We start from the raw sequence: 15,462 nt of genomic DNA on the forward strand, positions 1-15,462 counted from the left end.
GGCCCGCCAGCGCGGCGTGGCCGGATTTGTTCAGTTGTTGGTATAGGGTACGTATTCGACCACTTCCAGATCGAAACCGGAAATGGCTGAGAATTTGATCGGGGCACTCAACAAGCGCATTTTGCCCACGCCGATATCCCGCAAGATCTGGGAACCGGTGCCCACGGTGAAATAGACACCGGAGCTGCCACGGGAAGCCGAGGACCCGCCTTCGTCGAAATAGTCGTGAATACGATCTTCCAGGTCGTAGCTGTCGGCGGCACTGTTCAACAATACCACCACGCCGTTGCCAGACTCCGCCACCGCCTTGAGGGCATGGTGCAGCGGCCAGCTGCGGGACCCTTCACGGCGGGCGCCGAGCAGATCGCGCAGAGTATCGGTGATGTGGACCCGCACCAACGCGGGCTCATCGGCCGTGATGTCGCCTTTCACCATGGCCAGATGGGTCGCACCCTGAATGCTATCGTGGTAGGTGCGAAGATTGAATACGCCAAACTCCGTATCGAGATCGTATTGTTCGACGCACTCGATGGTGCGCTCGTTCAGGGTCCGGTAATGGATCAGGTCGGCGATGGTGCCGATTTTCAGCCCGTGAGTTTCGGCGAACAGCTCCAGATCTTCCCGCCGAGCCATGGAGCCATCATCGTTCATGATCTCACAGATCACACCGGCCGGCTCACAGCCCGCCAGCGCCGCCAGATCGCAAGAGGCCTCGGTGTGACCGGCGCGACTCAGGACGCCACCCGGGTCCGACATCAAGGGAAAAATGTGCCCCGGCTGGACCAGGTCGGTGGCCTTGGCGTCGCGCGCCACCGCAGCCTGGACGGTACGGGCCCGGTCAGCGGCGGAGATGCCGGTGGTCACGCCCTCCGCGGCTTCGATCGACAGGGTGAACTTGGTGCCAAAGCCGGACGCATTCTTCTGCACCATCAGAGGCAATCCGAGCTGCTCGCAGCGCTGGCGGGTCATCGGCATGCAGATCAGGCCCCGCCCAAAGCGGGCCATGAAGTTGATGGCCTCGGCGTCGCAATGTTCCGCCGCCATCACCAGATCGCCTTCGTTCTCTCGATCCTCGTCATCCATGAGGATGACCATTTTGCCCTGACGGATGTCTTCGATGATGTCTTCAATGCTGTTCAGTGCCATACGGTTTTGCACCCTTGCACCCTGAGCGCCACGCAGAAACGGTGGACCAATCAGGTCATGAATTTAAGACGAAATTATCGGGGGACCAGAATCAGCCGTTGATCCGCACCGACCTGGCGACGGTCCTGTACCCGCCATTGTACTTTATCCGCCATTGATTCCAGTGGCAGATGAGCCGTCGGCCGCCCGGTGCTGCCGAGGAATACCGGCGCCTGATAGAGCCAAAGCTCATCCACCAGCCGTTCCTGAATAAAGGTGCCGGCCAAGGTTGGGCCTGCTTCCACCAACAGATCGTTAATGCCCAGCTCACCGAGGGCATCCAGGGTTTCCCCCAGGTCGATGCCGTTATCCTTCCAGGCCACGCCGTTGACACTTACGCCCAACGCAGCCAGGTCCTGAGCCGACGCTGTCGCCAGGGCCTCACAGGAGCAGAACAGGCGCACATCGCCGCCCCGGAGAATCTTGGCACTCGCCGGGGTTCGCGCATCGCGATCGGCAATCACTCGCAGCGGTTGGCGCGCCGGCTCGGTGGCATCGCCAATGTCACCCAGTTCACTGCGACGAACCGTCAGCGACGGATCGTCCGCAAGCACGGTGCCCACGCCGGTCAGAATCGCATCACTGATGGCGCGCAGGCGCTGGACATCACGACGGGCTTCGGGACCGGTAATCCATTGACTCTCGCCGGACGCCATGGCGGTGCGACCATCAAGACTGGCGGCCATTTTCACCCGAACGAACGGGCGGCCTGATCGCATCCGCTTCAGAAAGCCCGGATTGAGTTTCGCAGCCTCGTCCGCCAGCAACCCCACCGTGACCCGGATTCCCGCGTCCCGCAGCATCGCTAATCCACGCCCCGAAACCGCCGGATTGGGATCCTCCGTTGCCGCAATCACATGCGCGACGCCGGCGTCGATCAATGCCCGGGCGCAGGGCGGCGTGCGCCCAAAATGACTGCAGGGCTCCAGAGTGACATAAGCGGTGGCGCCCCGCGCGGCAAGACCGGCCTGACTCAGCGCATGAACTTCGGCGTGGGCCTCGCCTGCCCGCTCGTGCCAGCCTTCGCCCAGAATTTTTCCATCTTTGGCAATGACACAGCCAACCCGTGGATTGGGGTGCGTGGAATAGCGCCCCCGCCAGGCCAATCGAACGGCCCGTCCCATCAACTCAATGTCACGCGAATCGATCATGCCTTGCCTTTGGTCGACGACGGCTTACCGGCCAGGACCTTGACCACATCCACAGGATCCGCGGCATCGCCATTGCCGGCCAATCGCTCAATTTCTTCCTTGAATTCGTTGATGTCCTGAAAGCTTCGATAAACGGAAGCGAAGCGCACGTAAGCGACCTTGTCCAGCTGGCGCAGCTCGGTCATCACTTCCTCGCCAAGCTGCATGGACTTCACTTCCCGCTCTCCGGTCGCGCGCAACCGGAATTTGATCCGGTTCAGTGCCGCCTCGATCTCCTCGATGCTGACCGGCCGCTTCTCCAGCGCCTTCATGATGCCGGAACGAAGCTTGTCCTCATCAAACGGCTGCCGAGTACCGTCCTGCTTGACCACCCGCGGCATCACCAGCTCGGCGCTTTCGAACGTGGTAAAGCGCTCACGACAGGACAGGCATTCCCTTCTGCGGCGCACCTGATCACCTTCCGCGACCAACCGCGAGTCGATCACCTTGGTATCGGCTTCACCACAGAATGGACAATGCATTATTCTCAGCTCCCTCAGACAGGCAAACGGGCGGAGGTTGACAGCGCCCGTTAGCTACTCCATTTAACCGGCGTAGACCGGAAAACGCGCGCACAGCGCTTCGACCTGCTCGCGCACCCGGGTGATGACCGCGTCGTCTTCCAGGTTGTCCAGGATATCGCACATCCAGCCGGCCAGCTCGCGGCACTCGACTTCGCCAAAGCCACGGGTGGTGACCGCCGGGGTGCCGACCCGCAGGCCAGAGGTGACGAACGGCGAACGCGGATCGTTGGGCACGGCATTCTTGTTCACGGTGATGTGGGCACGACCGAGTGCGGCATCGGCGTCTTTACCGGTAATGTCCTGCTTGATCAGGCTCACCAGGAACAGATGGTTGGTGGTGCCACCGGAAACCACGTCATAGCCGCGGGCCACAAACACCTCCGCCATGGCCTTGGCGTTCTTCACCACCTGCTGCTGATAGGCCTTGAATTCGTCGCTCATGGCCTCCTTGAAGCACACCGCCTTGGCCGCGACTACGTGCATCAGCGGGCCGCCCTGGCCGCCGGGGAACACCGCGGAATTCAGTTTCTTCTGGATGCCTTCATCATCACAGGCGAGGATCAGGCCACCACGGGGACCACGCAGGGTCTTGTGGGTGGTGGTGGTCACGACGTGGGCATGGGGCATCGGGTCCGGATAGACACCGGCCGCGACCAGGCCCGCCACGTGCGCCATATCGACAAACAGGTAAGCACCAACTTTGTCGGCGATTTCACGGAAACGGGCGAAATCCAGGGCCTGGGAGTAAGCGGAAAAGCCGGCAATGATCATCTTGGGCTGGTGTTCGACCGCCAGTGCTTCCACCTCGTCGTAATCGATCAGGCCGGTTTCCGGGTTCAGACCGTACTGTACCGCGTTGTAGATCTTGCCGGAGAAGTTGACACTGGCGCCGTGGGTCAGGTGACCGCCATGGGCCAGGCTCATGCCCAGCACGGTGTCACCGGGGTTGACCAGGGCCATGAACACCGCGGAATTGGCCTGCGAGCCAGAGTGCGGCTGAACGTTGGCGTAGGCGGCTCCGAACAGTTCCTTGGCGCGGTCGATGGCCAGCTGCTCCACCACATCCACGTGCTCACAACCACCGTAATAACGCTTGCCGGGATAGCCTTCGGCGTACTTGTTGGTCAGATCGCTGCCCTGGGCTTCCATCACCCGTGGGCTGGTATAGTTCTCTGACGCAATCAGCTCGATGTGAGCTTCCTGACGCTTGCTCTCCGCCTGCATGGCGTTCCAGATCTCGTCGTCAAAACCGGCGATTTTCATTTCACGATTAAACATGGATGCGCTGCCTCTGTGTGCTGCGTCTGCCCTGCAGACAATTTTAAAAAGCGGGTCGGGAACCGCAAACACGAGCGACTGAGGCACCGGTTTCAGCTCCCTGGAAAAAGGGCCGCTATTCTATCGCATTCCGCCCCCTAAAATCACCTTTTCGCCGCGCGCGATCAGCCGACACTGCGGGAGTTTCACCGATTGCCTTCACAGGTCGCTTTCGCTACCTTACAACCCTGATTTCAGTCCCGGAGCCAGAACGGCCGCATTCCCTTCCAGTTTTGGAACATGCCCGTGTCAACCGACCGGCTCCACAACCCAGAGGAAACCGCCAGTTATGGCTCAGTACGTATACACCATGAATCGCGTTGGCAAAGTCGTTCCGCCCAAGCGCGAGATCCTCAAAGACATCTCCCTCAGCTTCTTCCCGGGTGCAAAAATCGGCGTGCTCGGCCTGAACGGCGCCGGTAAATCGACCCTGCTTAGAATCATGGCCGGCGTAGACCAGGACTTCATTGGCGAGGCCCGCCCGCAGCCCGGCATCAACGTGGGCTACCTACCCCAGGAGCCGGAACTGGACGACAGCAAGACCGTGAAGGAAATTGTTGACGAGGCGGTTGCCGGAGTTCACGAGGCGCTGGCGGAACTGGATAAGGTCTATGCCGCCTACGCCGAGCCCGACGCGGATTTTGATGCCCTGGCCAAGAAGCAGGGGGAACTGGAAGCCTACATCCAGACCACCGACGGCCACGACATCGAGCGCAAGATGGAAGTCGCCGCCGACGCCCTGCGCCTGCCCGCCTGGGATCAGCCCGTGAAACACCTGTCCGGCGGTGAACGCCGCCGTGTCGCGCTGTGCCGACTGCTGCTCTCCGGCCCGGACATGCTGCTGCTGGACGAGCCCACCAACCATCTGGACGCCGAGTCCGTCGCCTGGCTGGAGCGCTTCCTGCACGACTACGAAGGCACCGTCGTTGCCATCACCCACGACCGCTACTTCCTCGACAACGTTGCCGGCTGGATCCTGGAATTGGACCGCGGCCAGGGCATTCCCTACGAAGGCAACTACAGCCAGTGGCTGGAAACCAAGGAAAAGCGTCTGGAAATCGAAGCCAAGCAGGAGGCAGCCCACCAGAAGGCCATCAAGCATGAACTTGAGTGGGTTCGCAGCAACGCCAAGGGCCGTCAATCCAAGAGCAAGGCCCGTCTGGCCCGCTTCGAGGAGATGAGTTCGCAAGAGTTCCAGAAACGCAATGAAACCAACGAACTCTATATCCCGCCCGGACCGCGCCTGGGCGACAACGTCATTGAGGTGGACGGCATCCGCAAATCCTTCGACGACCGCCTGCTTTATGAAGACGTGTCCTTCCGGGTACCGCCCGGGGCGATTGTCGGCATCATCGGCGGCAACGGCGCCGGCAAGTCCACGCTGTTCCGGATGATCGCCAGCAAGGACCAGCCGGATGCCGGCAGCATTACCGTCGGGGACACCGTCGAACTGGCCTATGTCGATCAGATGCGCGACCTGGACGGCAGCAAGACCGTCTGGGAAGAACTCAGCGACGGCCTGGACATTATCAAGGTAGGCAACTACGAAACCCCTTCCCGCGCTTACGTCGGCCGCTTCAACTTCAAGGGCACCGATCAGCAGAAACGGGTTGGCGACCTCTCCGGCGGCGAACGCAACCGACTGCATCTGGCCAAGCTGCTGAAAGAAGGCGGCAACGTGCTGATGCTGGATGAGCCCACCAACGACCTGGACGTGGAAACCTTGCGCGCGCTGGAGGAAGCCCTGCTGAACTTCCCCGGCGCCGCCCTGGTGATCTCCCACGACCGCTGGTTCCTGGACCGGGTGGCGACCCACATCCTGGCGTTCGAAGATGACGGCGACGTGGTCTACTTCGAGGGCAACTTCAGCGAATACGACGAAGACCTCAAGAAGCGCAAGGGCGACTCTGCGATGGTGCCCAAGCGTATGAAGTACAAGAAACTGGCCTGATCCGGCCGATCCACAAGCCATCCCGTAGGATGCGCTGAACGAGGTGACGTGCATCACCTGCCCGCGCACGGCAGGCAACTGGTGCGCTTCGGCTGCGCCTCAGCACATCCTACGTGGTGATGCATCACCAACCACTCAAGCACCTTCGCAACCCGAGTCCCAGCTATGGCCAAAACCAAGACCGCCTACGTCTGCACCGAGTGCGGCGCCGACTACTCGAAATGGATGGGCCAGTGCACCGCGTGCCAGGCCTGGAACACGGTCAGTGAGGTCCGCGGCGTATCCGGCAACGGCAAGACCAATCGCGGCGCCCGCTTTGACGGCTTCGCCGGTAGCCTGGCGGAAGTGCAGACCCTGGATTCGGTCAGCCTCAGCGAACAAAGCCGGATCAGCTCTGGCCTGCAGGAGCTGGATCGGGTACTGGGCGGCGGCCTGGTGGAAGGCTCCGCCATCCTGATGGGCGGTCACCCCGGCGCCGGCAAGAGCACTCTGCTGCTGCAGACGGTGTGCCACCTGGCTGCCCAGGTCCCGGCCCTGTATGTCACCGGTGAGGAATCGTTGCAGCAGGTGGCCATGCGGGCCAAGCGACTGGGACTGGCCACCGGCGACCTGAAAATCCTGTCGGAGACCAGCGTCGAACGCATCGTCCAGGTAGTGGAACGGGAACAGCCCCGTATCCTGGTAGTGGACAGTATTCAGGTCATGCACGTTGGCGACATCGAGTCGGCACCAGGCAGCGTATCCCAAGTCCGCGAGAGCGCCGCCTTCCTGACCCGCATGGCCAAACAGACCGGCACCATCCTGTTCCTGGTGGGTCATGTCACCAAGGATGGCAGCCTGGCCGGCCCCAAGGTGCTGGAACACATGATCGACTGCTCCATTTTGCTGGAAGGTTCCAACGACAGTCGCTATCGCACCCTACGGGGCATCAAGAACCGTTTCGGCGCGGTGAATGAGCTGGGGGTGTTCGCCATGATGGAACAGGGCCTGAAGGAGGTCAAAAACCCCAGCGCCATCTTCCTCAACCGGGGCGAGGATGCGGCTCCGGGCAGCGTGGTAATGGTGGTATGGGAAGGCACCCGACCGATGTTGATCGAGATTCAGGCGTTGGTGGACATGGCCCAGGGCGGCTACCCTCGTCGCGTCGCGGTGGGGCTTGATCAAAACCGGCTATCGATGCTGTTGGCGGTATTGCATCGGCATGGCGGCCTGCACGTCGGCGACCAGGATGTGTTCATCAACGTGGTGGGCGGGGTCAAGGTCAATGAAACCAGTGCCGACCTGGCACTGCTGGCGTCGGTGGTATCGTCCTTCCGGGACCGGGCCCTGCCCCAGGACCTGGTGATCTTTGGCGAAGTTGGCCTGTCCGGTGAAATTCGCCCGGTACCCAGCGGTCAGGAACGGGTGTACGAGGCATCGAAGCACGGCTTTACCCGGGCACTGGTGCCGAAAGCCAATGTGCCGCGCAAGCCACTGGATAACATGAAGGTGATTCCGGTAAGCAAACTCAGTGACGCGCTGGCGGCACTGGAAGATCTCTAGCCACCACCGCCAGACTCAATGAGGTGGCTGAGTTCTCGCTCCAGCAGAGCCTGATCTCCCAGGTTCAACTCCACCAGGCGCTTAAGATGGCTGGCGCTGTCCAGGTCAATGTACTGGCACTTGAAGCCCAGCCGGTCCGCCTCCACATGCCGCAGCTCCACTGCCATCACGATGCCGGTCTGCCGGTCATCAAGGTGAATCACCACCTCACAGGGGTCGTTCAACGGCACATCCCAATTGTCGGGCAATTCGAGCAGCAAACCCCGCAGGGAAATATCATGAACCTCGGTGCGCCATACCCGATCCTGCCAGTGCACATCGCAGGGGGCATCGAACAAGATCCGGTGAAAGCGGCGTTTTTCATTGATGAGACTGGACAAGCTGCGGCTCCTGGCGAAATCAGTCACGGTACCCTGTGACTATAGCCGGCCGAACCGCAGCCTTCCACACCGCGCGATAGGAGCGGTTAGCGATGAAACTCGGCACTCAACTCCACCACCGCCTCGATGAACGCACCGGCATGGGCGGGATCGACATCCGGGGTAATGCCATGGCCGAGATTGAAGATATGGCCGCTGCCCTGACCAAAGCGGGCCAGAATGTCCGCCACTTCCTGGCGAATCCGTGCCGGCGGCGCATACAGCATGGCCGGGTCCATGTTGCCCTGGAGGGCAACCCGGTCGCCAACCCGGGCGCGGGCCTGAGCAATGTCGGTGGTCCAGTCCAGCCCCAAGGCATCAGCTCCGGTGTCCGCCATGGCCTCAAGCCATTGCCCGCCGTTCTTGGTGAACAGAATCACCGGAATGCGGCGACCGTCGTGCTCACGAATCAGGCCGTCGACAATCCTGGCCATATAGGCCAGCGAAAACTCCTGGTAGGCCCAGCTGCTCAAGGCACCGCCCCAGGTATCAAAGATCTGCACCGCCTGCGCCCCGGCCAGGATCTGACCGTTCAAGTAGCTGGTGACCGCCACGGCGAGCTTTTCCAGCAACTGGTGCATGACCGCCGGCTCGGAGTACATCAGTTTCTTGGCTTCCCGGAAATCCCTGGAGGAGCCGCCTTCCACCATGTAGGTGGCCAGCGTCCAGGGACTGCCGGAGAACCCGATCAGCGGCACCCGGCCTCCGAGCGCAGCCCGAATGGTGGACACCGCGTTCATCACGTAATCCAGATCAACCTCGGCGTTGAGCTCTGGCAAGGCGGCGACGTCGGCAGCGGTCCGCACCGTCTGCCGGAACTTGGGGCCTTCCCCGGTTTCAAAATACAGCCCCAACCCCATGGCATCGGGGATGGTGAGAATGTCGGAGAACAGGATCGCCGCATCCAGGGGGTAGCGCTCAAGGGGCTGCAAGGTCACTTCGCAGGCCAGTTCGGTGTTCTTGCACAGACTGAGAAAATCCCCCGCCTTGGCCCGGGTCGCCCGGTATTCCGGTAAATAACGCCCGGCCTGACGCATCATCCAGACTGGCGTGCGGTCTACCGGTTGACGCAGCAGGGCACGAAGGAAACGGTCATTTTTCAACTCAGTCATAGGACAACCCTGGAGATAAAAGTGAGGCCTGCAATGATAGCGATTCTGGCGCAAGAAAAAAGGGCGGAACACCAGCTGGCGCTTCGCCCTTTTGCTACTGCCTGGGGACAGAATTCAATTCTGCCCCCTTAGTCAAGCGCCGTCACACGTCGAGGTAATCGAGAATGCCCTCGGCGGCCTGCCGCCCTTCCCAGATAGCGGTCACCACCAGGTCTGAGCCTCGCACCATGTCACCACCGGCAAAGATCTTCGGATTGCTGGTCTGGAAGGCGAACTCAGCCTGCTCAAGCGCGGTAACGCGACCGGAATCGTCGGTGCCAATGTTTAACTCGTCGAACCAGTCCGCCGGACTGGGACGGAAGCCAAAGGCCACCAGCACGGCGTCTGCGGGAATCACCTCTTCACTACCCGGAACCACTTCCGGACGGCGGCGGCCGTTGTCATCCGGCTCACCCAGGCGAGTCTGCACAACCTTCACACCCTCCACCCGGTCTTCACCGATGATGGCAATGGGCTGGCGATTGAACAGGAACTTCACGCCCTCTTCCTTGGCGTTGGCCACCTCGCGGCGGGAACCCGGCATGTTTTCCTCATCCCGACGGTAAGCGCAGGTTACGCTGGCGGCCTGCTGGCGAACGGACGTACGGTTACAGTCCATCGCGGTATCGCCACCGCCCAGCACCACCACCCGCTTGCCTTTCATGTCGATAAATTCTTCGGCGGACTTCTCGAAACCGAGCCGACGATTGACGTTGGACACCAGGAACGGCAGCGCGTCATACACGCCCGGCAGATCCTCGCCCGGGAAACCGCCTTTCATGTAGGTGTAGGTGCCCATACCCATGAACACCGCATCGTACTCCTCGATGATGTCCTGGAGCATGACGTCCTTGCCCACTTCGGTGCCCAGCCGGAATTCCACCCCCATCTCCTCGAAGACGTGGCGACGACGGCTCATCACCGATTTCTCCAGCTTGAACTCGGGGATACCGAAGGTCAGCAGGCCGCCGATTTCCGGGTAGCGGTCAAACACCACGGGCTTGACCCCGTTGCGGACCAGGATGTCGGCACAGCCGAGTCCCGCCGGGCCGGCACCGATGACGGCGACTTTCTTGTCGGTCCAAGTCACCTTGGACAGGTCGGGCTTCCAGCCGAGCGCAAAGGCGGTGTCGGTGATGTACTTCTCCACCGAGCCGATGGTGACGGCACCAAAGCCGTCGTTGAGCGTGCAGGCGCCCTCACACAGTCGATCCTGCGGGCAAACCCGGCCGCACACCTCCGGCAACGAGTTGGTCTGATGGCACAGGTCGGCAGCCTTGAGCACATTGCCCTCGGAGACCAGCTTCAGCCAGTTGGGGATATAGTTGTGAACCGGACATTTCCACTCGCAATAGGGGTTGCCACACTCCAGGCAGCGATGCGCCTGGTTGGCCGCCTCTTCCGGCTTGAACGGCTCGTAGATCTCGCCAAACTCTTTCTTGCGCTTCTTGGCGGGAACTTTGGTCGGGTCGATTCGCCCAACTTCTACAAACTGGAAGTCGTTACTCAAACGTTCTTTCATCTGAATGCTCTCATCAGCTCAATTTCGAAGCGAGCCGTCAGCTAAATCTAGCGCCCTCGGCTCGAATGCCCGGGAAGCGCCCGGCAACGCCGGCGCTTCCACCCTCACGGTAAGCCGTCCTTATTCCGGACGTGCGCGGGTATTGGCCAACAGGCTCCGCAGGTTGGCAGCCTTGGGCTTCACCAGCCAGAAACGGCCAATGTAGTCATCGAAATTGTCAAGAATATGCTCGGCCCAGGCGCTGTGGGTCTCGGCCACGTGTTCCCGGATCACGCTTCGCAGGTGATTCCGGTACGGTTCCATGTCTTCGCTGGCAATACGCTGGATTTCCACGAGCTCGTGGTTGTACTTGTCCACGAAGGTATTGTCCTGGTCGAGTACGTAGGCAAAGCCACCGGTCATGCCGGCGCCAAAGTTGTGACCGGTTGCACCCAGCACCGTGATCAGACCTCCGGTCATATACTCACAGCAATGGTCACCGGCACCTTCGACCACCGCATGGGCGCCGGAGTTCCGCACGCCGAAGCGTTCTCCCGCCGTGCCGGCAGCAAACAGCTTACCGCCGGTGGCACCGTACAGGCAGGTGTTACCAACGATGGACGTCTCCTGGGTCTTGAAGCCGCTGTCCTTGGGCGGACGCACCACCAGCGTACCGCCGGTCATACCTTTACCCACGTAGTCGTTGGCGTCGCCTTCCAGGTTGAGGTTAAGGCCGCCCACGTTCCAGACACCGAAGCTCTGGCCGGCAGTACCGGTGAGTTCGAGCGTGATGGGCGCATCCACCATGCCCTGGTTGCCGTGCTGAGCGGCAATTTCACCGGACAAACGGGCCCCAATGGAGCGGTCACAGTTGGTGACCTTGTAAGACCAGGTACCGCCTTGCCGGTTGGCAATGGCCTCGGCCATGTCCTCAACCATCTGTTCCGCCAGCTTGCCCTCATCGAACGGCACATTGCGCTCAACCTGGCAGGTATGCGGCTTGTCCGCGGGGATCAGATCGTTGGACAACAGCGATGACAGGTCAAGTTTCTGCTGACGCGGGGTGTCGCCTGGCAGACGCTCCAGCAGGTCAACCCGACCCACCAGTTCTTCCAGGCTACGAACGCCCAGCTTCGCCAGCCACTCGCGGGTTTCCTCCGCCACGAAGCGGAAGAAATTCATGGCCATTTCGACCGTGCCCTTGAAGTGCTCTTCCCGCAGATGATCGTTCTGAGTCGCCACGCCGGTGGCGCAGTTGTTCAGATGGCAGATGCGCAGGTACTTACAGCCCAGCGCCACCATCGGCGTGGTGCCGAAGCCGAAGCTTTCCGCCCCGAGGATAGCCGCCTTGACCACGTCCAGACCAGTCTTGATACCACCGTCGGTCTGCAGACGGATTTTGCCTCGCAGGTCATTTGCCCGCAGCGCCTGCTGGGTCTCACTCAGACCCAGCTCCCAGGGGGAACCGGCATAGCGGATCGAGGTTAGCGGACTCGCCGCGGTACCACCATCGTAACCGGATACGGTAATCAGGTCGGCGTAGGCCTTGGCCACGCCCGCCGCGATGGTGCCGACGCCCGGCTCGGACACCAGCTTGACCGACACCAGCGCTTCCGGATTGACCTGCTTGAGATCGAAAATCAGCTGCGCCAGGTCCTCAATCGAGTAGATGTCGTGGTGCGGCGGCGGCGAAATCAACGTCACCCCCGGCACCGAGTACCGCAGCCGGGCGATCAGGTCGTTCACCTTGCCGCCAGGCAGCTGACCACCCTCACCGGGCTTGGCGCCCTGGGCAACCTTGATCTGCATGACCTCGGCACTGCGCAGGTACTCGGCGGTGACACCGAAACGGCCAGAGGCCACCTGCTTGATCTTGGAGCGACGCTCGGTGCCGTAGCGGGCAGCATCTTCACCACCCTCGCCGGAGTTGGAACGGCCACCCAACGTGTTCATCGCCACGGCCAACGCTTCGTGGGCTTCTGGTGACAGCGCGCCGAGGGACATCGCCGCGGAGTCGAAACGCGGGAATATGGCTTCCACCGGCTCCACTTCTGACAACTCAATAGCCTGCACATCCTGGCGGAACGTCAACAAGTCGCGCAGCGTGGCCACCGGACGCTGATTTACCAGTGCGGCATATTCCTGGTACTGGCCATACTCGCCGCTGGTGACCGCATCCTGCAGGGTGCGGACCACGTCCGGATTGAAGGCGTGGTATTCCTCGCCGTGAATGTACTTCAGCAGACCACCCTGGGAAATCGGCTTGCGGCGCTTCCAGGCCACCGCCGCCAATTGCTCCTGATCCTGCTGGAAGTCGTAGAAGCCGGCACCCTGGATGCGGCTGGGCACACCCTTGAAGCACAGGTCGACCACGTCGTCGGCCAGGCCGATGGCTTCGAACAACTGGGCACCACGGTAGGAAGTAATGGTGGAAATACCCATCTTCGACAGGATCTTCATCAATCCCTTGTTGATGCCCTTGCGGTAATTGTTCTTCGCCTCGATCGGATCCATCAACAGCTCGCCGGTGCGGATCAGATCATTCAGCACCTGGTAAGCCAGGTACGGGTAGACCGCCGTGGCGCCGAAGCCAAACAGCACGGCAAAGTGGTGGGGGTCCCGAGCCCAGCCGGTTTCCACGATCAGGTTGGAATCGCAGCGCAGCCCCTTGTGGACCAGGTGGTGGTGAACCGCAGCGGTCGCCATCAACGCATTGACCGGCAATTCATCTTCGTTCAGGTCCTTGTCGGACAGCACCAACAAGACCTTGCCAGCGCGAACCGCCTGTTCGGCCTCATCGCACACATTGCGGATCGCCTGCTCCAGACCGACTTCCGGCCGGTAACTCAGGCGGATGCGTGCCACTTCAAAACCCGGACGGTCGTTGTTAACGACGCGCAGGTATTTGGCCGGCGACAGTACCGGCGTGGACAGAATGATCCGGTTGGCGTGTTCGGGACTCTCTTCGAAGACATTGCGCTCGGCCCCCAGGCAGGTTTCCAGCGACATGACAATCGCTTCCCGCAGGGGATCAATGGGCGGATTGGTCACCTGGGCAAACTTCTGACGGAAGTAGTCACCCACATGGCGAACACGGCTGGACAACACGGCCATCGGCGTGTCATCGCCCATGGAGCCAACAGCTTCCTGGCCATTCTCCGCCAGCGGACGCAGCACTTGATCACGCTCTTCGAACGAGACCATGAACATTTTCTGGTGGACCAACAGCTCATCGGATTCCATCAGCTTGAATTCCGGCGTCTGCTGATTCAGTGTCGCCTCGACCCGCAGGCCATTTTCACGCAGCCATTGCTTATACGGCTGGGCTGCTTTGAGGCGGTCGTCGATGTCTTTGGTATGCAGGACCTCGCCCGACTCGGTATCGATAGCCAGCATCTGGCCAGGCCCCACCCGACCCTTGGCAACCACATCTTCCGGCTGGTAGCCATAGGTACCAATTTCCGAGGCCAAGGTGATGAAGTCATCCTTGGTGATGACCCAACGCGCCGGCCGCAAGCCATTGCGGTCCAGCATACACACGGCATAACGACCGTCGGACAGCACCAGCCCGGCAGGACCATCCCACGGCTCCATATGCATTGAGTTGTACTCGTAGAACGCACGGAGGTCGGAATCCATGGTATCCACGTTCTGCCAGGCCGGCGGAATCATCATGCGCGCGGCACGGAACAGATCAACACCGCCCGCCAGCAGGACTTCCAACATGTTGTCCATGCTTGAGGAGTCGGAGCCGGTAAGGTTAACCAGTGGCTGCAGGGTCTGCAGATCAGGCAGGTCGGGCGAACTGAACTTGGCAGCCCGCGCCAACGCCCAGTTACGGTTGCCCTCAACGGTGTTGATTTCACCGTTATGAGCCAGATAGCGGAACGGCTGGGCCAGCGGCCAACGGGGCATGGTATTGGTGGAGAAGCGCTGGTGGAACACGCAGATCGCGGTTTCCAGCTCGGGATCGCCCAAGTCCTTATAGAAATTGGCCAGATCCGCAGGCATCATCAGGCCCTTGTAGGACAGAGTCCGGTGGGACAGGCTGCAGATGTAAAACTCGGAGTCTTCCGCCATGTCCCGCTCGGCGTGGCGACGGCCGACAAACAGGCTGATGGCAAAATCACGCTCGGCCTTGCCGGCGGGCTCAACAAACACCTGCTCAATTCGAGGCAAACAGTCCAACGCCATGGGTCCCAGGCAGTCGCTGTCGGTGGGAACCTCTCGCCAGCCGATCACCTCCAGCCCCTGCTCTACCAGGCGTTTCTCGACAGCGGCACGCCCTGCGGCAGCCTGGTTCTCGTCCGGATTAAGGAAAACCTGACCGACGGCAAACAGCTCGCCGGGCGCCTTGCCGAAGGCCGTTTTGGCGGCCTTGCGCAAAAACGCATCCGGGCTTTGAATCAGAAGGCCACAACCATCGCCGGTCTTTCCGTCTGCAGCAATACCACCACGGTGGGTCATGCAGGTCAGAGACTCGATGGCAGTTTGCAACAACTTATGGCTGGCCTCGCCCTTCATGTGGGCAATCAGACCAAAACCACAGTTGTCCCTGAATTCATCGGGATGATACAAACCTGTCATCATAAGCGTTCTCTCGCGTATAAATGCTTTTCAATCAAAGGGTTATACAGTAAAAATCAGCCCTATCACCCTCTGACACTGAAAATGGGGGCTGG

General features: G+C 61.0%; 10 protein-coding genes. 2 read left to right on the top strand and 8 right to left on the bottom strand.

Annotated elements, in window-relative coordinates:
- Positions 1-30: 30 nt before the first annotated feature.
- The 4 genes from ribBA to glyA all read right to left on the bottom strand — a co-directional run bounded on the left by ribBA (position 31) and on the right by glyA (position 4,177).
- Positions 31-1,146 (bottom strand): bifunctional 3,4-dihydroxy-2-butanone-4-phosphate synthase/GTP cyclohydrolase II, encoded by a 1,116-nt coding sequence (gene ribBA, locus N6L25_RS10785; protein WP_271980095.1) that lies wholly within the window; start codon positions 1,144-1,146, stop codon positions 31-33.
- Positions 1,147-1,220: 74 nt separating this feature from the next.
- A complete protein-coding gene (gene ribD, locus N6L25_RS10790; protein WP_271980097.1) occupies positions 1,221-2,336 on the bottom strand; it encodes a bifunctional diaminohydroxyphosphoribosylaminopyrimidine deaminase/5-amino-6-(5-phosphoribosylamino)uracil reductase RibD in 1,116 nt (371 codons plus the stop codon).
- Positions 2,333-2,857, bottom strand: coding sequence for a transcriptional regulator NrdR (gene nrdR / locus N6L25_RS10795; RefSeq protein ID WP_271980099.1), 525 nt, complete (start codon positions 2,855-2,857; stop codon positions 2,333-2,335). The genes ribD and nrdR overlap by 4 nt, the downstream gene beginning before the upstream one ends.
- Before the next feature lie 63 nt (positions 2,858-2,920).
- Positions 2,921-4,177: a serine hydroxymethyltransferase gene (gene glyA / locus N6L25_RS10800; protein WP_271980101.1), complete on the bottom strand. Its 1,257-nt coding sequence runs from the start codon at positions 4,175-4,177 to the stop codon at positions 2,921-2,923.
- Positions 4,178-4,505: 328 nt separating this feature from the next.
- Between glyA and ettA the strand changes: the two genes are divergently transcribed.
- Positions 4,506-6,167 (top strand): energy-dependent translational throttle protein EttA, encoded by a 1,662-nt coding sequence (gene ettA, locus N6L25_RS10805; protein ID WP_271980103.1) that lies wholly within the window; start codon positions 4,506-4,508, stop codon positions 6,165-6,167.
- A 165-nt stretch (positions 6,168-6,332) separates the two neighbouring features.
- Positions 6,333-7,709, top strand: a complete 1,377-nt coding sequence (radA, locus tag N6L25_RS10810; RefSeq protein WP_271980105.1) for a DNA repair protein RadA — start codon at positions 6,333-6,335, stop codon at positions 7,707-7,709.
- On the opposite strand, the gene N6L25_RS10815 is transcribed toward radA, so the two are convergent.
- The 4 genes from N6L25_RS10815 to gltB all read right to left on the bottom strand — a co-directional run bounded on the left by N6L25_RS10815 (position 7,706) and on the right by gltB (position 15,370).
- Positions 7,706-8,089 carry a PilZ domain-containing protein gene (locus N6L25_RS10815; protein WP_271980107.1) on the bottom strand — a complete coding sequence of 128 codons (384 nt, stop codon included), beginning with the start codon at positions 8,087-8,089 and terminating at the stop codon, positions 7,706-7,708. The two genes, radA and N6L25_RS10815, sit on opposite strands and share 4 nt — an antisense overlap.
- An 86-nt stretch (positions 8,090-8,175) precedes the next feature.
- Positions 8,176-9,240 (bottom strand): uroporphyrinogen decarboxylase, encoded by a 1,065-nt coding sequence (gene hemE / locus N6L25_RS10820; protein WP_271980110.1) that lies wholly within the window; start codon positions 9,238-9,240, stop codon positions 8,176-8,178.
- A 142-nt stretch (positions 9,241-9,382) separates the two neighbouring features.
- Positions 9,383-10,801, bottom strand: a complete 1,419-nt coding sequence (locus N6L25_RS10825) for an FAD-dependent oxidoreductase (RefSeq protein ID WP_271980112.1) — start codon at positions 10,799-10,801, stop codon at positions 9,383-9,385.
- 120 nt (positions 10,802-10,921) lie between these two features.
- The gene (gltB, locus tag N6L25_RS10830) at positions 10,922-15,370 is read right to left on the bottom strand and encodes a glutamate synthase large subunit (protein WP_271980113.1); all 4,449 of its coding nucleotides are present in this window, start codon (positions 15,368-15,370) and stop codon (positions 10,922-10,924) included.
- Positions 15,371-15,462: the final 92 nt, after the last annotated feature.

It is taken from the genome of Marinobacter sp. SS21, from assembly GCF_028369065.1.
Classification (GTDB): Bacteria; Pseudomonadota; Gammaproteobacteria; order Pseudomonadales; family Oleiphilaceae; genus Marinobacter.